Here is a 16,643-nt window from a genome sequence, read left to right on the forward strand (position 1 = left end):
ACCTTGCTCGACGTGTTTGCCCCTTGCGGCCCTGGCGCCGCATCCTCGGGCGGAAACAGGTTCGTCGCCGGCGTCGGGGCGGATTGAGGTGTGCCACGTGGCACACCCACCTCCGGAGGCGTCACAGCGGCGGTCGGAGCGGTCCGCGACGGGATCGATGGCAAAACCGTCCCGTAGGGATTGGCGAGCCGCTTCTGGCGGCCATTGCAGCGGGGCAGCCTTTCATCCTTCGCCGCGAGCGCCGGGACCGGGGGTGTAAGGGCCGCGAGGGCGAGAAAGGCCAAGGCCGAGCCGAGCTTCATGCCGGGTCTCCGATTAGCTGTTGTTGTAGAGAGAGCCGCCACCCCCTCGCGCCGCGCGGGAGGATCGCCCAAGCCTCATCGGCAAGCTGGCGATGCTCCCCGGAGCGGAGGACAAGGCGCGACCTGCGTTGGGGACGACGTTGCCGGTGGAGGCGTTCGCAAACTGCGTCGCGAGCGATGCACCGCCACCACCCAGCCCAGCGGCAAGGCCCGGAATCTGGAGGAAGAAGAAGAACCCCAAGACGTAAAACGCGATAGCGCGGATCGCGATGACGGCGATGTTTGTGTCGCCAGCGAAGGCTTGGCTCATAAAGTCTTCACCCGTGTTCCGGATGAAGATCGTCAACAATAGCGCGAACGCGACAAGCATGAGGTAGCTGATCGCGGAGCCCAGCCATGCGAAGAAGAAGGCGCGAGTGGAATCGAACAAGAGCGCAGCGACAAAGATCGGCCCCACGGCCGCGAGCAGGGCCAAGGCGAACAACGCAAACGCGCAGATGGTGAAGCCGAGGGCAGCCGACAGGATCGCCATCACCATCAGCACGAGGCAGTAGATGCCTGTAAAGAATATCTCGACGATGTTGTTCGGGAGCCCGACAAGGTTCTTGCCAGCCGCGGCAGTCCTAGCGTCCTGTATCTCCGTAATTTTCGCGACAGTCGTGGACGCGCCTCTCACGATCTGATCGAAGAAATCGCCAAGGCCGGTGACGTCCGACCCGCCTAAGGCTTGCGCTACGTCTCGCGGCAGACCGTTCATCGCGAACAGACTGACCGAGGCGCCATAGAGCGTCGTGACGGCGAACACGAGCGCAGCCAGCTTCATCCCGCGATAGACGAACTCCCGGAACGGATACTCGACCGCCCCGCGCAGGATCGCGAAGCCGAGGAGGATAATGTAGATCGTCACCCCGACGCGAAGCGGCCCGGAAATCCAGCCCACGACGCCGGCATAGACAGCGATGATCGCGGCCAAGGCGTCGTTGAGGTAGGTGAACATTGACTGGAAAAGATTGCCCATTCTACCTATCCTCTAAGTCCAATACTGGCGGGGAGCCGCAGACTTAAATACCCATGCCCTTCTTGAACTCGTCTCGATCCTTCTTCGATTGGATGAGTTGATTGGCCGTATCCACGTTGTTGCAGTTGTTCACGACAACAGAGGGCCAGCTTGACGGCGGGCGTTGTGACGCTTTCCACTTCTCGCAGACGCCGGCCATTCCCACGCGATCTTGTTCATGCTGCGTGTAATAGGTGGCGTCCCGGAGCGGCATGTCAGACCGGAGATCATCCCCGGTTTGCTGGCGCTCCGATGGCGAGCAGGAAGCGAGCGCAACGATCGCCAAGCTGAAGATTGCGGCTCGGGTGGTGCGCAGCATCAATCGATCCCCATTCCAGCTTTGAAGCTGGCGCGATCCGATTGCTGCATGGCGACATATCGCTGGTAGTCAGCTTCGGCCTTCGCGCGGCGCTGAAGCTCGATCGCCTGTAGGGCCATCTGATCGTTCATCATCTGCGCCTGTTCGAGCTGGAGCCGCGCCGACATATCGGCGCGCTCCGCAGCCGAGTTGGCGCTGGCGAGGCGGCTGCGCAGCTCTTCGAGTCCCTGGCGCCGGCTCGTCACCGCGTCGCCGACGTTGCTGGCGAGCCCCGTCGTTACCGCCGCCTCGCGCGAGCCTTGCTCATAGGCGGCGCGCTGGTCGGCAGTCATGTTTTGCGAGCCGCGCCCGATGAGGTCTTGATAGACGTCGTTCGCCTTGCCTCGCAGGCCGCCGACGACGTTCAGATCGCCATTGGTGTAGCCGTCCAGCGAGCTGGACGACACGTTGCTGGTGCGCAGCACGTCGTTCTTGAGCTGCTGGGCGACGTTGCCAATGTCCGTCATCTTGTTGAGGTCTTGGTAGAGCTTCTGCGCTTCCTGAATCTGCGCGGCGCCCTGCTGGATCACCTGAACGCCCTGCCGCACCTGCTCGATCTGCTGGAGGATCGAGCTGACGTCGTGGACCGGGATGCCCTGTGCGTGCGCCGAGCCGGCCAGCATGAGCGCTGATCCTGACAGCGCGAGTGCGATTGCCTTCATTCTACGCATGTCCCTTCTCCTTCAGCTTGGACGACGACGTTGGTGGAATACCGGGAGCCAGTTGGCGGGATCGGGGCCGAACTCGGCCGCGACCTGGACGGCGATCGGCGTCGTCTCGGCGCGACCCGACAGCACCGCCAGCTCGTTATCGAGGCCGGTCAGGTCCAGCTCGACCACGACGCTGTCATGGCCCTGCTTCACGAGGAACTTGCGCGACTCCGGCGACAATTCCTCGCGGATGAGCTGATACTCCGCGTCGGTGAGGGAGAAGCCCTCCACATAGTCGCGGCGTGATCCCTTGGGGTTGGGAAGCATCACCTGGGTCGCGACCTGTTCGAGGATCGAGTGCGCAATGTCGCTCTTGAGCGCGTCAGCCGGCGACTGCGTGGCGAACACCATCATCGCGTTGCGCTTCCGGTATGTCTTCAAGCCGTCCTGCGCGAAGCTCCGGAACGCATCGTCGCCGAGCGCCTTCCAGAACTCGTCGACGGCGATGATCGTCCGCTCGCCGGTCAGCAGCTTGTCGATCCGGTGGAACAGGTAGAGCATCAACGGCGTGCGGACGTCGGCGTTGTCGAGGAAATCCGTCATGTCGAACCCGAGGAACCGGGCATCGAGCGTCATCTCGTCCGCCGCGTTGTCGAACACCCAGCCCATCGACCCCCGCGAGGTCCACTTTTCGAGACGGGCACCGATGCCGCCTGCGTCCGCCATCCCGAGCATCGTGCGCAGCGCGTCGAGCGAACGATGCTCGCGCGGGAGCCGCATCACCGCGGCGATCCCCTCATCGATCATCCGCTCTTCCTGGACCGTGATCGGGCGGCTTTCGGTGCGGACGAGCTGGCGGACCCACAGCGACAGCCAGGCCCGATCCTCCGGCTTGTTCTCCAGCGCCTTGAGCGGCGCAAAGCCGGTCGGCTTGCCATTCTCGAGCGTCAGGTAGGTGCCGCCCGAGGCCAGCACGAAGATCTGCGCGCCGCGGTCCTTGTCGATGAATATCTGGCGCGCGCCCGTCTTCTCGGCCTGCGCCATCAGGAAATTGACGATGACCGTCTTGCCGCCCCCGGTCGGGCCGACGATCAGCGTGTGGCCTATGTCGCGCTTGTGAAAGCTGAAGAAATAGGGGCTGCGCGCGCTGGTCTTCATCAGCGCGATCGCATCGCCCCAATGGTTGCCGGTAGCGAGGCCGGCGGGATACGTATGGAAAGGCGAGAACGCCGCAAAATTGAGCGACGTGATCGGCGCCGGCCTTGCCCGCCATGCGAAATTGCCGACGAGCTGGCTCCAATAGGCCGCTTCCAGCGCCGCGCCCTCACGCGCCGCGACCATGCCGGTATCGGCGAGCGCAGCTCGCGCGATCGACATATTGTCGCGCAGCCCCTTGAGGCCTTCCGAATAGACCGCGAGCGTGAAATGATGATCGCCTAGGACGAAGCGGTTGGACATGAGATCGTCCGCCGCGTCGACGAGATCGAGCATCTGACTGACGGCCCGATCGTCCGCGTTCTCCATCTGCTTTTGCCGCAGCCGGAACCGCTCCGATGCAGCAGCGCGGCCGAGGAAGGTGAAGGATTGCGTCAGCACGAACGCGAAATCGACCGCCAGCAGCGATTGGAATTGCGTCGGGGTGGTGGTCGCCGGATACTCCCGGATACCGAAGATGCCGCCGAAGAAGCTGCGATCGGCGTCGCGGACCTCGACCGTCTCCCCGCCGAACACGACGCGCTGGCGATAGAGGGCGCTGCCGAGGTGCCCCCGGATGATCGGAACGCGGCGGTGCCGGCCCGTCATCACAATTTCTGCGACCTCCATCGTCTCCGAGAACTTGAGGCCGTTATGCCCGTAGATCGCCAGCCGACGCGGCGAGCAGCGATCCATCAGCTTTTCGAAATCGCGCGCTTTGTCCTCCAGCGCCTCCAGCAGGTCGGCGTCGATCGCATCGGCCTCAGCTCCCGCCCTCGCCTTGTTCTTAAAAAGCTGGACGAGCTTGTCGGCGCCGTGGACGGACGGGCGCAGCACCAGCGTCACGAAGAAGCGGTTGATGAACATCCGCTCCCTGTTCATCCGCGCGAAGTAGGCGGCATCGAGATCCCGCGCGAAGCGGGAACGGAAGTTGCCGCCCGGATATTGCTCGACCCGCGCGCGGACGAGGTGCGTCCAGATCGACAGGCGATCGTCGTGCAGGTTGCGCAGCATCCCGTTGAGCTTCGCGTGCCAGTCGTTCAGGTCGCGCACGTCGGCTGTCTCGAAAGCCCGGCCCTGCAGCTCGAACGTCAGCATGATCGCGCCGGAATCGAGCATCACCACTTCGTCGGTGACGTGCCGCGCATACGGCAGGAACCTGGTCGGCATCACCTCCTTGAGCGCGACCTTCATCGGCACCTGTTCGGAGAGGTGGTTGACCCTAGCCATTGCGGCCGAACCCCTTTCGCTTGATGCCCTTCAGGGGGAGCGGCGTGTAACTCGATCCACCCCAGAAGACGCGGTTGCGGTTGGCGGCCTTGGTGCGGCCCCACAGGAAAATCAGGCGGAAGGCGTTGACGTCGTGCCGCACCACCAGACGCGAGATGCCGAACATCACCGCGGCGACGACCAGGCCATAGATGGGGTTCGTCGTGCCGATCAGGGTGATGACCGAGGCCAGCAGGATCACCACGGCCGCTTCAATCGGGATGCCCGCGAACAGCGCCGGCCGCGTCACCGCCAGGAACAGCGTGTTGCGCGCCATCACTTCCCGTTCTTCGTCCACGCTACGCACTCCACGAAACACAGGCGGAAGCGGAGCGTGGGGGACGCCCCGCTTCCATAAGGATCAGCCCTGGAGCTGATCGACGATCCACGGCGCCGAGAAGATGATCGCGATGCCGATGATGACGGTGACGAGCGCGCCGGTGTTGACCCGACCCGTCAGCCACCCGAAGCCGGCTGCGATCAGCGCGAGGATAGCCACGATGCGCAGGAGGCCGTTGCTCAGCAGCCCGAGGACCGCGTTGCCGAAGCTCTCCAGATTGGTTTGCGCGAACGCCGGTTCGGCCGACAGCAGCGACGTCAATGCCACCAGGCTGAACATCGACAGCACCCGCGAAACCTTGCGCTGACGCGGAGTCATCGCGTCGACATGGCTGGTGACACGGGCTCGGAGGGCAAGCGCCGGCCCACCGAAAGATGCGAGATTCATCGGTTTTCTCCTTCTCCGGCGAGCCGCGCTCGCTCATATTCCGCCCTCGCGAACACGTCCCACGATGGCGGCGGTGGGGATGGCGCAGCTTGTCGCTGCCCCGCAGCGGACGTGTTTTCCTCGACCAGCGCGGCGAGCTGCGCAGCCGCGCTCGTCCCCTCGCCGGTATCTGTTGCGCCGGTGAACGCGCTCACTCGCACGGCGACGGGCCGGATGCCGTCGGAGACGCCGGCATTGCCGACGACCTTCCCGACATAGCCGTTGGAGAAGCCACGCGACTGCGACCCGGTGTTATACATGGACAGGGCAATGCGGAGCGCGCGCTGGGGATGGAGCCCCGCGCGCACGCTCCGGTAATTGCCGGACAGCACCGCCCCTGCCGCAGCGATGTTGGTGCAGGGATCGAAGACGTTGTCCCAGGTGAGGCCGAGGGCCTTCATGTTCCGGGAGTTGATCTGCCCGAGCCCGAGATCGACCGAATAGCCCTTGCCGACATAGTAACGGGCGGTCTGGACCGCCTGCGCCACGCTCGACGCAGGCGCGGGCTGGCGGGCGATGCCGTTGACCCCGACCGCCAGCTCGAAACCCCGGCTTTCTGTTTGCACAATCGCCGCGATTGTCGCGGGTGCCACACTAGGTGCGCATTGCGCCGCGAGACCCATGATGACCGCGGCGGGGAGCGTCATTACCGCTCCGTACTACTTGAGCCGAGAGGCGAGCCCGGCTGTGCCGTGGTCTCTGCCTGCGCGACCTGTGCGCTGGTCGGCACCGTGTAGCGGGTTCGGGTGCCATCGGTCATTGTCATCACGACGTAGCCTTGGCGCCCGTTCCTAGGCTTCGTGTGGTCAGCTTTCCGGACCCCGCCGGCGCTGCATGTGGGGAAGCCTCCGCCCACCGCGAGGTGGGAGATGAGCTTGCGGATCGGCGGTACGCATTCCGCGAACTGCATCCATCCGCCGGGATTGCTCGCGCAGAGCAGCACTTCGCAGGCCCAAGTTGAGTCGGCGGCACGAGCGGGAGCCGACGCCATCGAGGCCGAGGCGAGACCTGCAACTGCCAGATACGAAAACAAGCGATTTGCCATGTTTTCACTCCTTGAGTGAGAACAAGCTAAATCGCCTTCGCGCGATTGCCTAGCCCGAAAGTGACAATCGGTTCACTTCGGGGGCAACATTCTATCGTGCTAAAAAGTCGTCTGGTCCTTCAGCCCGGGCCAGGGGTGGACGTGGATCACGTCCTCATATCCGTAGCCCAAGACAATATGCCGAATGGCCGATGCGGCCTTTTTATACAGGCGAATCCGCTTCTTATCGTAGAGGCCGACGTGAAACAGCGCTGTACCACGCCAGCTTACGCGGACGTTGATATGCCACCTGCCGCAGTCACGCTGACATACATGGACGTCGGTAATCGTGCCGCCGGGCGGACGCAGCGTCGTCAATTCGCGTTCAAGCAGCAGATCCAATTCCACCCTGTTCCCCCATCGTGATTCATGCGCTTTTCGCTGGTGCTTTGCGGCTTCCCCCGATAGCCTGTAAGCGTCCTGCACCGGGGGTGTCATAGATGGCCCAACGTCAGACTGCCACGATCGAGGAACAGGCAGACCGCATCGTCCGCCAGCTCGGCGGGAAATGGCACGGGGCATCTGCCATGTGTCGTTGCCCCGCGCACGCCGATGGCAAGGCCAGCCTGTCAATCCGTGTCGGCGAGCGCGCCGTTCTCTTCCATTGCTTCGCAGGCTGCACAGCCGATGCGATCATGTCGGCGCTGCGCTCTGGCAAGATCCTCGCGCCCGCAGATCACGATCCGGGCCTGCGCCAAGAGGGCAAGGCCGACCTCAACAAGCTCGCGCTCGCGGTCTGGCGCCACGCCGAACCCTTCGCCGGCACCCTCGCCGATCGCTATCTGCGTGAGGGCCGCTCGATCATCCCTGACGGCATCAACGCGCGCTTTGATCCCCGTTGCCAATGCGGTGCCGGCGCCGCCAAGGCGTTCGCGCCGGCGCTGATCGTGCCGATCGAGGAGGACGCCGGCGTTGTCGCCATCCATCGGACCTTCCTGGCGCCGGACGGTCGCCGGAAGGCCGACATGGACGAGCCAAAGCGGATGCTCGGCAATCCCGGGGTCGGCGCTGTCCGCTGGGGCGGCACCCCGCTCGACGGCATCCTTCGCCTCGCCGAAGGCGTCGAGGACGCCGCGAGCGTGATGAACATGCTCGAGCCTGGACGCTCCGTGTGGCCCGTCCTCGGGATCGAGCGGTATCAGGCAGTAGCGATCCCGGAGAGCGTCCACACCGTCGTCATCTACAGCCAGCATGGGAACGAGGCGGCGCGCGCTATCGAGCGCGCTATCCCGCACCTGACGGCCAACGGCCGCCAGCTCGTCGTCAAGTCGCCGCCCCATTCTGGCGACTGGAACGACCTCCTGCGCGAAATCCGTTCGCTATGAAGCTGTTTCCGGGAGCGACGCGGTTCCAGCGATGGACGATGGGCGCGACGTTCCTGATCGTCGCGAGCTACGCAATCTCGCAGAACAGACAGTCGTTGATCGATGTTTCGAAAACGCGGCTTTCGTCCGCGATGCCGAGAATTATTGATGGAGATACCGTCGATTTTGCCAACGGGCGGGTGCGTATCGTCGGGATCGATGCGCCGGATGATGACGTGCCGCAGCTCAAGGCCATTTCGACCGACGTGTTGCGGAGGCTGGCGACGCGAGACGGTGGGATGGACTGTTCCGTGTCGATGTTCGACTACGCGCTTCGTCGGGAGAACCAGTGCCGGACCGATCCTAGAAGCTATGGCCGCTTGAATCTGGCATGTCGCTTTCCCGCGAACAAGGCGAGTGTCGGAGCAACAATGGTCGCTCAGGGCTATGCCGTCGACTACCGGGTGTTTTCAGGCGGCGCCTATGTCGATTTGATGCAGAAAGCCGCAGCGAGAAGGGCAGGACTTTGGGGCGTCGACTATGAGGCGATGCGTCGACTTGCCGTTCGCAGGGCACAGGTGCCGCAAGGATGCAGCGTAGCGACGATCAAGTAAGTCGGGCCAGCCTTCGGCCCGCGCTCTACTCCGCGCCGCTATCGCGGCGCTCCGCGGAACCCTGCGAGCGGGTTTCCGCGGAACCCTGCGAGCGGGTTTCCGCCCATACGGTCACGATCAGCTAGGCTGCAATGGATCGCCCTTGCGGGCGGGCGTTGCTGGGTCAAGAAGCCGCTCCAATGCTTGAGCGCGGTTCTCCCGCCGCGGTCCTGATCGGCCGCTGGGGCTTGGCGCTATCCCTTGTTATCGGCGCCGTCCTGGCCGGTCGCGTCATCCGCAATTTTCCCTACCTGCTCCCCAACCGCCTCCCCGGCCTGGTCCTCTACGAGCTGGGGCCGGCGCTGATACTCGCGTTCGCGATCGGGGCCGGCATCGCCATCACCGACACCGGCAAACAGCGCCCTGGCATCCCGGCGCGGCTTGCGCTGTTCGCGCTCACCGCGCTGGTCGCCGGCACCGTAAGCCTCGCCCTCGAGTTCGGCGCGCTCCTTCAGGGGCGATGGTTCTAGCGGAGCGTGGAGGGTGTGCCACGTGGCACACCCTCGCGATCATAACGCAACGCGCAGTCGCTTGGCGCGCTCGCGAAACGCCTCCTCGCCACCTTCGAGGATGCTGCACACGCTCTCTCGGATGGTCGGGTCTTCCAGCCCACCCGAGAGATAGCCGATTTCTGGAAGCTGGCCGGGACGATGCGGGCCGCACGTCGCCACGATCACCTGATCGGCATCGGTGTTGACGATGAGGTTGGCGTTGTGCGTCACGATGATGATCTGGCGGCGTTGCTTGGCCGATCGGAAGCGCTCGACCAGCTCGACAAAAATCGAGCGCGGATCGAGATTTTCTTCCGGCTGATCGATGATGAGGGGGCGGTTGTCGTCGGTGTCGATCGCCAAATACAGCAGCAGGAGAACGATGCCGCGCGTGCCCGGCGACAGGCGTTCGACGTCGGTGCCGTCATACTGGATGCCATAGGCGATCTGGATATGGCTGGTGCCGTAGAGCCAAGCGGAGATATCGCCGGCCCATTGCCGCAGCTTCGCCGCTTCCGCCGGATCGTTTCTGTCATAGGGGCAGCACTCGACGATAGCGGCGTCATAGGTCTCGCGAAATTGCTGGAGAGCGGCCGATGCCTGTTCGGCGCTGCCCGAGGCCCATGCGGGCGCGAGCGATGCCGTAGCAATCTCAGCGAGCGAACCCTTCTTAAGCGTCGAGCCATAACGAAGATCAAGCAGCGTCTCGCCCTTCCGCGCCCATGCGCTGATGTCGACCCGCCGGCGAACATCGAACGACAGCATCCGCGCCGAACCGCTTTCCGCCTCGATCCGGCTCGCGAGCGGCGCATAGAGGCTGGTCAGTTCCGCTTGTTCCGCGACCAGTGCATCGAACACGCGCGTATAGGCATCGCGCCGCTCACCCCGGATCGCGACGAGCCGTGCCGGCGCCTGTTCGGCCGCCTCGATCTGGCGGCGCAGGTTCGCCGCCTGCGCCTCATCGGCCGCGATCTTGCTGTTCAGCGTCGCCAACGCCTTCGAAGCCTCGCGATCGACCCCGATCAGCGCCTCTAGCCGTCGCGCTTCCGCCGCCAGGACCGCAATCGACAGCGAGGCGAGCTGCGTGCCTTGTGGGAGGTATGAGGTTGCGGGAGGCGCCGCCCCGATAGGAGTTACAACCGGCGTGCCTGCGAGCGTCGCTAGCGCCGCCGTGACAGCAGCGCGTTCGCCCGCGATCGCGCCATCGACGTCGCCTGTGAATTGTAGGGCGAAGCGCGGCCATAGCGCGTCGGGCAGTTGCGCGTCCTGATGGCGCTGGCGCATCTGCCGAAGCATGTCGGGAAACGTCCGCGACCGCGCCAACGCGACCTCGCGCGTAAGCGTATCGAGCGCATTGCGACGTCGTTCGAGCTGTTCATGCTCCGATCGCCGCTGCTGCAACACCCCGGCGACGACGCTGTAGCTGTCGAGCCTGGCCTGATCGCCACCGCTCTTGCCGACCAGCTTCGTTCGATCAGACTGCGCTTTCGTTATCGCGCCGGTCAGCGCGGTCAGCCTGCTGCGCAGCGGCCCGACGCTCGCTTCCTTCTCGCGTTCGGTAACGAACTCCGCCGACAGGTCGCTTAGCTCGCCTTCTGCTTGGCTGCGCGCGGTGCGAGCGCTTTCGGCGCGCAGATCGAGGAGCTGCATAAAGTCGGTTGCACCAAGTCGTTCCTCGGTCGGATGCGCGAGGAAGATGACGCGTTGAATCTCCACCAGCAACTCATCGGTCAGCCCCTCGGCCGAACACAGGCGGTCTACGAATTGCTGCGAAAGATAGCGCACCTGCGGATCGTCGCTCTCGCTTTCCATCTCCATGAGATTGGCGATGGTCTCACCGCAGCCCGTGCCGTCATCCCAGCTCAAATCGACGCGCGCGCCGGCCAGATGCTCACGGGCGCGATACACGAATGAAAGTTTGTTGCCCTTGACCATCAAGGCCGCGCCCGCCGCCGCGATCAGATCGGCCAAGGCCGTCTTGCCCGATCCACGCGCGCCGATGATCCCGATCAGGCCGGGATTGAGCGGGACCTTTGCGTCTAGCATGAACGGAGCGCCGCTGACCTCGACGTCCGTCATTACTTGGGACGGCTGCGCCGCCGGCGGTGCGGCTGTCCCCACGAACACGCGCATCTCGGGTTCGAGGCACGCCTGTCGCAACGTCTCGAACGTCACCCGGCCTTTGAGCCAGCACCGTCGGTCCTGCGTCGGCGCCGCGACCTTTTCGGGCCGGTGTGCGTCGCTGCCATGCAGGCACGGCTTGATGCCGCCATATTCGGACACCAACACGTCTCGCGTCACCGGCCCTTGGCCGAGCCAGAACTGGCGATCCGCCGGCCTTCCCGAAAAGATGATGTGCGACGCACGCTCGATCTCACGGCGCAGACGTTCGAGCGACGCATCGCCTTGAAGGCCAGCGGTGCCGTCCTTGCTACTGGCCGCGACGGCGATCAGAATGTTCGCGCGCGCCCAATCGCTCGCCTTCATCGCCTCCCGGAGATTGGCGAGGTCGACCTTGAACTGGTTGGTGCCCACTTCCAATGCGCGCTCGTCGCTGGTCGCATCGGCATCATGGGCGCGGCCCAAGCGCATAATGTCCGCAGGCGTGCAGCGATAGCGCTCGCCTTTGGCCTCGAACCGCAAATCCGAGAGGAAGCCGTGCAGTCGGGCCAGATGATCCTTGTCGTCAGGCGAGACGAGAAGATGGATGTTGACCGGCGACCCCTTGTCGGTGCCGACGCCAAGTCGCAGCTCGACATTCGGGAAGATCAGATCGACGTCGCGCAGCCGCCCCGCCGCCTTGTGTGCGCGCACCTGTTCGTAAGTGGCCGTGCTGAAATAATCGGTGATGCCGAGTGCGCGAACCCGCGGTTCGGAAGTCTCGATGCGGCTTAGGAATTGCTCCCACCCGTCAGCGGCAGGGTAATGATCCGACAGGATCGTGCCGGGTGTGTGGATATGAGGATCCCACCGATTCCACACCGACCCTTTGGTAAGCTGCCTCGTCATGCTATCCGCCCCGCCCCACGCTCTACGCGGCGCCGACGAACGGGAACGTAGATGCAGTCGCCCGCCAGAAAGGCGAGCCTTCAGCGTAATTTGTCAGCGATGACCAGATAAGCCAAGGGCCGCCCTTGTGAGGCGGCCCCGACCGTTTAGTTCCCTTGCGGGAAACGGACACTCCCCGAGGGGGAGGCCGCAGATGCCTCCCGATATAGAACCCGCGACTGAAGATTCAACTAATATCTAATCGCCCCAGGGAGGCCTGTCAGGCCTCCGGCGCCGGTATCGAGGGCACGGGCAGCCAGGCGAGTGCTACACGAAGGATGCCGTCAAACTCGGCTTCCGTCATCCGTGCTATGCCGCCCTTGTCCGGCACGAGTCGGCTCACCGCAACCGTGGTCATCTTGTCGCAGATCGCGAACGCCGCGCGTCCGTCAATGGTGGTCTGGAGCGGGACTGCCCACTGATTACCTGGCTGCGCCTGCGTCGAACACGGGATCACCGTCACCGCTCCATGCAGCGTGTTCCGATACGAGATCACGATCACCGGCCGCCGCTTCCAGAACTCCGGTAGCTGCGCGTCCTGAGGGAAATCGCACCAGAAGAGCTGACGGATCTTCGGTGCACCCTTCAGGCGCGGCGCCACCCTAGGTGGCGCTTCCTGGATGTGTGCATTCACGCGTCATCATCCTTGACCAGGCGCAGCTTGGGAGCCCCTTTACGGTTCTGGCGGATCTTCTTGATCTCGGACTTTTCCTTGATCTCCGCGAGCTTCTCATCCGCAAAGGGTTTGGCCGCCTCGATCAATCCGTCGAGATGGTAGATGTTCGTCCGGCTTCCCTGGTCGGTCCGGCGCTCTTCGCGCCGGATGTATCCGGCAGCCTCCAGACTGGCGATGTGCTTCTGGATCGTGCGCGGGTGGACATTCATGGCCTGCGCCATGGTGCTCTTGGACGGGTAAGGCTTTCCTTCCGCCGTCCACCATTTGCTCGCCAGATACAGCACGATGTTGAGGTCGAGCGGTTCGAGGCCAAGCTGACGCTGGTTCTCGATGATGACGCTCGGCAGCGCCGTCCAACCCGCATCCATGAGCGGCTTGGTCCACTTCTTCTCGTTCGTTCGCAGGTCGGAGCTGCTGTCAGTTTGCTTCTTGGCCGCCATGAGGCTATTCCTTTCTCACGACGGATATGCCCCTCGCGCGTAGGGGGTTCAAGTTTAGGGGGGAGCCCCCAGCGCCGCCCCCGTAGGGCGCTAGGGGCACCCCGGGGAGCGCCTTCCAAGGCTCCGGCCGGGAGCCGCAGCGGCCCTGCAAAGTATAGCCAGTGCCCATGTAGACATCGCTCAGGGCATACTCATGGCGTATCAACCGAGTAACCGCAGGGGGGAGCCGCAAAGACCTCCCCCTTGGCCTCGTTTTCAAGCGAAGGCTTCATCGGCGAGGTTGCCGTCTCGACTCTCCACGATCAGCGCCACCGTGTCTTCCCGGTCGCGCGGATTGAACACGCGGCCGACCACTGCCCAGATGGACCGGTTCTGAGGATCATTCCGATCTTGGCCCGCGATCACGCCGGGATCGAGGATCGTGTCGCCGATCGCGGGCACCTGGCCGGCAAACTGCTCCACCCCATACTCGACGCCCCCCGTCAAAGACCTTGCCGGTTGGGTCGCGGTGCAGGATCCGAATGCTGGTCACGCGCTGTCGCTCCGTCACGGCGTTGTGCCGATCATCCATCAACAGATCGCCCAAAGCACGTCCGCTGCCAAGGCCATGTCACGGGTCCGAGGACGGGCCGTTGGCCCGGCACAGGCTCGCTGGCACCGCGGCCCTCCCCTGGAGGCCCGCCGGTGCGGGGAACACCAAGGGCGGCTGCCCTTTCGTTCCCGAACGACAATCAGGCCCCCCGTGTAATCCGCCAAGCGCGGCACCCGACGCCCTCTGGGGCGTCGGCCGCGCTAGGCGGCTCGCCCGCGCCAGGGACCAGATTCTCGCCCTCCCTCCCCATCCCGTTCCTCGCCGGAAAGGCAGAGCCGGTTGCTGTTGCGACCGGCTTTCAGCCTCGAAGGAAAGGAAGAGACCATGGCACGGATCACCGACAACCGGGCTGACATCTACCAAGAGATCACCGACCAGATGATCGCCATGATCGAGGCGGGCACCCGGCCTTGGTCGAAATCGTGGAACGGCAGCACCACCCCCAACATTCCGCTGCGCTCGACCGGCGTTCCCTATCGCGGCATCAACGTCCTGACCCTTTGGGTGGCGGCCATGACGAAGGGCTATGCCTCGCCGCATTGGCTGACCTTCAAGCAGGCGCTCGCGCTCGGCGGGTGCGTCCGCAAGGGCGAGAAGGGCTCAACCGTCGTTTATGCCAACACGATCGAGGTGGACGCCGACAGGGGCGGAGAAGCCAGCGACGATGGCAAGCGGCAGGTAGCATTCCTCAAGCGCTACACCGTCTTCAATGCCGAGCAGATCGACGGCATCGAGGCGAAGTATCCGGCCCCCGCGCCGATCCTCACCGCAACCAATCCCCACGAACGCGACGCGGAGTTGGACACCCTCTTTGCCCGCGTTCCCGTCACCGTCCGGCACCACGGATCGCAGCCTTATTATCAGCCGAGCGGCGATCACGTCGTCATGCCCGAGTTCGCCGACTTCCACACCGGGGACGACTATTATTCGACGCTTGCCCATGAGCTTTGCCACGCAACCGGCCACGTGGACCGGCTCGCCCGCCCCACCCTCCTTTCCACGAAGCGGGAGGATTACGCCCGCGAGGAACTGGTGGCCGAGCTGGGTGCGGCATTCGTCAGCGGCGCGATCGGCATCAAGCTCCACGACCGGGAGGATCACGCGGCCTATCTGGCGAGCTGGCTGCAGGCGCTCCGCAACGACAAAAGGTGCATCTTCACCGCCGCGACGCAAGCACAGGCCGCCGCGGACTGGCTGCTCAGCCGGATGAGCAACGCGGCGATGTCGGTCGCGGCGTGATGGATACGCGGCCCCGATCTTTCGTGAAACGGGCCGCGTTCCTGTTCCCCCGGACCGTCCCGGGCGTGCGCGAAATCGACACTTGTAAATCAATCATCGAACCGCGCCGACCAGATGCTTTTGGTCGGTAGAGCGACGCCCAATTCGCGGGTCTCGCGCGGTTCTGTGCGCCCAATCACGGGCATAGAAGGACGAAGCATATGTCGATCAAAGGTACACTCGATCCGATCCACATTGGTGGCGGGACCCGCTCGTTGATGCGGGACAGCGGGCGGCATGTCGACAAGGGCTGGTGGGGCGTCGACGACAACAACACCCCGCATATCGGCCCCTATGGCAGCCGCGAAGCCTGCCAAGCCGCGTGCGATGCCATCAACGATGGTGACGCCGACTAAGGAACGGTCTGGAGCGACCCCGAGGGTCGCTCCAGGCTCCTATGCGCGCGCGCCGGCTTCGCTTCGCGGCACCGGCGCGCGCCTTTTCTTGTCGTCTCGCGACGCGCAGCACAGGGTGAGCGAGCCTTACCGGCCCTTCCTGATCCGAGCGAAGGCGGTCAGCCCGGCAGCCTTGTACGCCTCGAACATATCGGCTCGCTCGCCCAGCGGCGTTACTGAGACATGGGTGATCTCGCCAAGCATGTCGCAAATCCGAATGGCGGCCCGAACCGTGGTGGAAAGCCACATGCAGAACCGCTCCATATCGGGCGGGTACACGAGATCCGTTTCGGATGAGAACATGCCGTGCTGGCCATCCTGCGCGACATAGGTGTTGATCGCTGTTTCGAGCACAAACACGTTGAGCATCACGGTGCCGTTCAGCTCGCGAATATCGGGGAGCATCCGCAGCTCGGGCCGCCACTCATAGGCTTTGGCGATCAGCGTCTCGTTGAGATGACCCCCAAAGACATTGCGGAGGTATTTCGCAAACTGAAGGTCGGCGTCGATCGCTTTCATCTGGTCGGCGAGTTCTGGTGCGTCCCGGTATAAGAAGCGCATGGGTCCTTCCAAATCGGCAAGGTTCCCGAGCGCCATCAGGGCCGTTTTGATGAACGGAACCCACGTGCCCGCAGAACCGAGCTGACCTGACAGTTCACCATCTGCCGAACTCAAATCGCCGTGGATGATCCGCGACGTGAAATAGATCCTCTCGATCGGCGTCATTCGTTCTCGCCTGGTCAGTCCCCACCCCCGCAAGGGCAGCGCGCTGTTTTGCTGAGCAACCTGCCCAGTGCAAAGCGCTTTTCGGGGCAACGATCCCGGTCGGGCGCGACCCTGCCGGGCACGGCTCTATCGGCGCGTTGCGCCGACCGAGCCACCGTGCCGGCGTCTCGGCCCTGAGCGGGTGACGATCCTCGCGTAAGGTGTACCACGTGGCACACCTATGGCCGCGCCCAGCGGCGCGGACGTCGCTGGCAGGGCACCGCGGCCCTCCCCCGGAGGCCCGCTGGCGCGGGGAACACCAAGGGCTGCTGCCCTTTCGTTCCCGAAGCAAAATCGACAGCCCCGTGTGGTCCGCCGAGC

At 64.3% G+C, this 16,643-nt stretch carries 18 protein-coding genes; 5 read left to right on the forward strand and 13 right to left on the reverse strand.

Features of this window, described 5'->3' with window-relative positions; genetic code table 11:
* Positions 1-315: 315 nt before the first annotated feature.
* The 8 genes from KZ820_RS19800 to KZ820_RS19835 form a co-directional block, all read right to left on the reverse strand.
* A complete protein-coding gene (locus KZ820_RS19800; protein ID WP_219750561.1) occupies positions 316-1,320 on the reverse strand; it encodes a TrbL/VirB6 family protein in 1,005 nt (334 codons plus the stop codon).
* A 43-nt stretch (positions 1,321-1,363) separates the two neighbouring features.
* Positions 1,364-1,678 (reverse strand): hypothetical protein, encoded by a 315-nt coding sequence (locus KZ820_RS19805; RefSeq protein WP_219750562.1) that lies wholly within the window; start codon positions 1,676-1,678, stop codon positions 1,364-1,366.
* The gene (locus KZ820_RS19810; protein WP_219750563.1) at positions 1,678-2,388 is read right to left on the reverse strand and encodes a type IV secretion system protein; all 711 of its coding nucleotides are present in this window, start codon (positions 2,386-2,388) and stop codon (positions 1,678-1,680) included. Before KZ820_RS19810 ends, KZ820_RS19805 begins: the two co-directional genes overlap by 1 nt.
* Positions 2,389-2,400: 12 nt before the next feature.
* Positions 2,401-4,755, reverse strand: coding sequence for a VirB4 family type IV secretion/conjugal transfer ATPase (locus KZ820_RS19815; protein WP_258048376.1), 2,355 nt, complete (start codon positions 4,753-4,755; stop codon positions 2,401-2,403).
* A 28-nt stretch (positions 4,756-4,783) separates the two neighbouring features.
* Positions 4,784-5,128: a VirB3 family type IV secretion system protein gene (locus tag KZ820_RS19820; RefSeq protein WP_239017055.1), complete on the reverse strand. Its 345-nt coding sequence runs from the start codon at positions 5,126-5,128 to the stop codon at positions 4,784-4,786.
* A gap of 63 nt (positions 5,129-5,191) precedes the next feature.
* On the reverse strand, positions 5,192-5,557 hold the full coding sequence (locus KZ820_RS19825; protein ID WP_258048377.1) for a TrbC/VirB2 family protein: 366 nt from the start codon (positions 5,555-5,557) through the stop codon (positions 5,192-5,194).
* Complete coding sequence (locus tag KZ820_RS19830) at positions 5,554-6,243, reverse strand: lytic transglycosylase domain-containing protein (RefSeq protein WP_219750565.1); 690 nt, start codon at positions 6,241-6,243, stop codon at positions 5,554-5,556. Before KZ820_RS19830 ends, KZ820_RS19825 begins: the two co-directional genes overlap by 4 nt.
* Before the next feature lie 497 nt (positions 6,244-6,740).
* Positions 6,741-7,028 (reverse strand): hypothetical protein, encoded by a 288-nt coding sequence (locus KZ820_RS19835; RefSeq protein ID WP_219750566.1) that lies wholly within the window; start codon positions 7,026-7,028, stop codon positions 6,741-6,743.
* A 92-nt stretch (positions 7,029-7,120) separates the two neighbouring features.
* Here KZ820_RS19835 and KZ820_RS19840 point away from each other — a divergent pair, with 92 nt between their 5' ends.
* From KZ820_RS19840 to KZ820_RS19850, 3 genes are all read left to right on the forward strand, one after another.
* Positions 7,121-8,005 (forward strand): DUF7146 domain-containing protein, encoded by an 885-nt coding sequence (locus KZ820_RS19840; RefSeq protein ID WP_258048378.1) that lies wholly within the window; start codon positions 7,121-7,123, stop codon positions 8,003-8,005.
* A 38-nt stretch (positions 8,006-8,043) separates the two neighbouring features.
* A complete protein-coding gene (locus tag KZ820_RS19845; protein WP_219750567.1) occupies positions 8,044-8,598 on the forward strand; it encodes a thermonuclease family protein in 555 nt (184 codons plus the stop codon).
* A gap of 179 nt (positions 8,599-8,777) precedes the next feature.
* A complete protein-coding gene (locus tag KZ820_RS19850) occupies positions 8,778-9,107 on the forward strand; it encodes a hypothetical protein (protein ID WP_219750568.1) in 330 nt (109 codons plus the stop codon).
* 39 nt (positions 9,108-9,146) lie between these two features.
* Here the strand turns inward: KZ820_RS19850 and KZ820_RS19855 are convergent, their stop codons facing one another.
* From KZ820_RS19855 to KZ820_RS19870, 4 genes are all read right to left on the reverse strand, one after another.
* Positions 9,147-12,137 (reverse strand): TrlF family AAA-like ATPase, encoded by a 2,991-nt coding sequence (locus KZ820_RS19855; protein ID WP_219750569.1) that lies wholly within the window; start codon positions 12,135-12,137, stop codon positions 9,147-9,149.
* 259 nt (positions 12,138-12,396) lie between these two features.
* Positions 12,397-12,810 (reverse strand): type II toxin-antitoxin system PemK/MazF family toxin, encoded by a 414-nt coding sequence (locus KZ820_RS19860; RefSeq protein ID WP_308462292.1) that lies wholly within the window; start codon positions 12,808-12,810, stop codon positions 12,397-12,399.
* Positions 12,807-13,292 (reverse strand): helix-turn-helix domain-containing protein, encoded by a 486-nt coding sequence (locus KZ820_RS19865; protein WP_041043290.1) that lies wholly within the window; start codon positions 13,290-13,292, stop codon positions 12,807-12,809. Before KZ820_RS19865 ends, KZ820_RS19860 begins: the two co-directional genes overlap by 4 nt.
* 255 nt (positions 13,293-13,547) lie before the next feature.
* Positions 13,548-13,754: a hypothetical protein gene (locus tag KZ820_RS19870; protein ID WP_219750570.1), complete on the reverse strand. Its 207-nt coding sequence runs from the start codon at positions 13,752-13,754 to the stop codon at positions 13,548-13,550.
* A gap of 454 nt (positions 13,755-14,208) precedes the next feature.
* Between KZ820_RS19870 and KZ820_RS19875 the strand changes: the two genes are divergently transcribed.
* Together KZ820_RS19875 and KZ820_RS19880 are read left to right on the forward strand one after the other, a co-directional pair.
* Positions 14,209-15,123, forward strand: a complete 915-nt coding sequence (locus KZ820_RS19875) for an ArdC family protein (RefSeq protein ID WP_219750571.1) — start codon at positions 14,209-14,211, stop codon at positions 15,121-15,123.
* Between the two features lie 200 nt (positions 15,124-15,323).
* The gene (locus KZ820_RS19880; RefSeq protein WP_058733683.1) at positions 15,324-15,518 is read left to right on the forward strand and encodes a hypothetical protein; all 195 of its coding nucleotides are present in this window, start codon (positions 15,324-15,326) and stop codon (positions 15,516-15,518) included.
* Between the two features lie 126 nt (positions 15,519-15,644).
* Here KZ820_RS19880 and KZ820_RS19885 read toward each other — a convergent pair whose 3' ends face one another.
* Entirely contained in the window at positions 15,645-16,283 is a 639-nt protein-coding gene (locus KZ820_RS19885; protein ID WP_219750572.1) for a hypothetical protein, read from the reverse strand.
* Between the last annotated feature and the right edge of the window lie 360 nt (positions 16,284-16,643).

The organism is Sphingomonas citri, from assembly GCF_019429485.1.
GTDB classification, from domain to species: Bacteria; Pseudomonadota; Alphaproteobacteria; order Sphingomonadales; family Sphingomonadaceae; genus Sphingomonas; species Sphingomonas citri.

Excerpts from the sequence above, each read along its gene's own strand:
- KZ820_RS19800 (WP_219750561.1), bottom strand. The coding sequence starts at position 1,320 with ATGGGCAATCTTTTCCAGTCAATGTTCACCTACCTCAACGACGCCTTG.
- KZ820_RS19805 (WP_219750562.1), bottom strand. The coding sequence starts at position 1,678 with ATGCTGCGCACCACCCGAGCCGCAATCTTCAGCTTGGCGATCGTTGCG.
- KZ820_RS19810 (WP_219750563.1), bottom strand. The coding sequence starts at position 2,388 with ATGCGTAGAATGAAGGCAATCGCACTCGCGCTGTCAGGATCAGCGCTC.
- KZ820_RS19815 (WP_258048376.1), bottom strand. The coding sequence starts at position 4,755 with ATGAAGGTCGCGCTCAAGGAGGTGATGCCGACCAGGTTCCTGCCGTAT.
- KZ820_RS19825 (WP_258048377.1), bottom strand. The coding sequence starts at position 5,557 with ATGAATCTCGCATCTTTCGGTGGGCCGGCGCTTGCCCTCCGAGCCCGT.
- KZ820_RS19830 (WP_219750565.1), bottom strand. The coding sequence starts at position 6,243 with ATGACGCTCCCCGCCGCGGTCATCATGGGTCTCGCGGCGCAATGCGCA.
- KZ820_RS19840 (WP_258048378.1), top strand. The coding sequence starts at position 7,121 with ATGGCCCAACGTCAGACTGCCACGATCGAGGAACAGGCAGACCGCATC.
- KZ820_RS19845 (WP_219750567.1), top strand. The coding sequence starts at position 8,044 with ATGGGCGCGACGTTCCTGATCGTCGCGAGCTACGCAATCTCGCAGAAC.
- KZ820_RS19850 (WP_219750568.1), top strand. The coding sequence starts at position 8,778 with ATGCTTGAGCGCGGTTCTCCCGCCGCGGTCCTGATCGGCCGCTGGGGC.
- KZ820_RS19855 (WP_219750569.1), bottom strand. The coding sequence starts at position 12,137 with ATGACGAGGCAGCTTACCAAAGGGTCGGTGTGGAATCGGTGGGATCCT.
- KZ820_RS19865 (WP_041043290.1), bottom strand. The coding sequence starts at position 13,292 with ATGGCGGCCAAGAAGCAAACTGACAGCAGCTCCGACCTGCGAACGAAC.
- KZ820_RS19875 (WP_219750571.1), top strand. The coding sequence starts at position 14,209 with ATGGCACGGATCACCGACAACCGGGCTGACATCTACCAAGAGATCACC.
- KZ820_RS19880 (WP_058733683.1), top strand. The coding sequence starts at position 15,324 with ATGTCGATCAAAGGTACACTCGATCCGATCCACATTGGTGGCGGGACC.
- KZ820_RS19885 (WP_219750572.1), bottom strand. The coding sequence starts at position 16,283 with ATGACGCCGATCGAGAGGATCTATTTCACGTCGCGGATCATCCACGGC.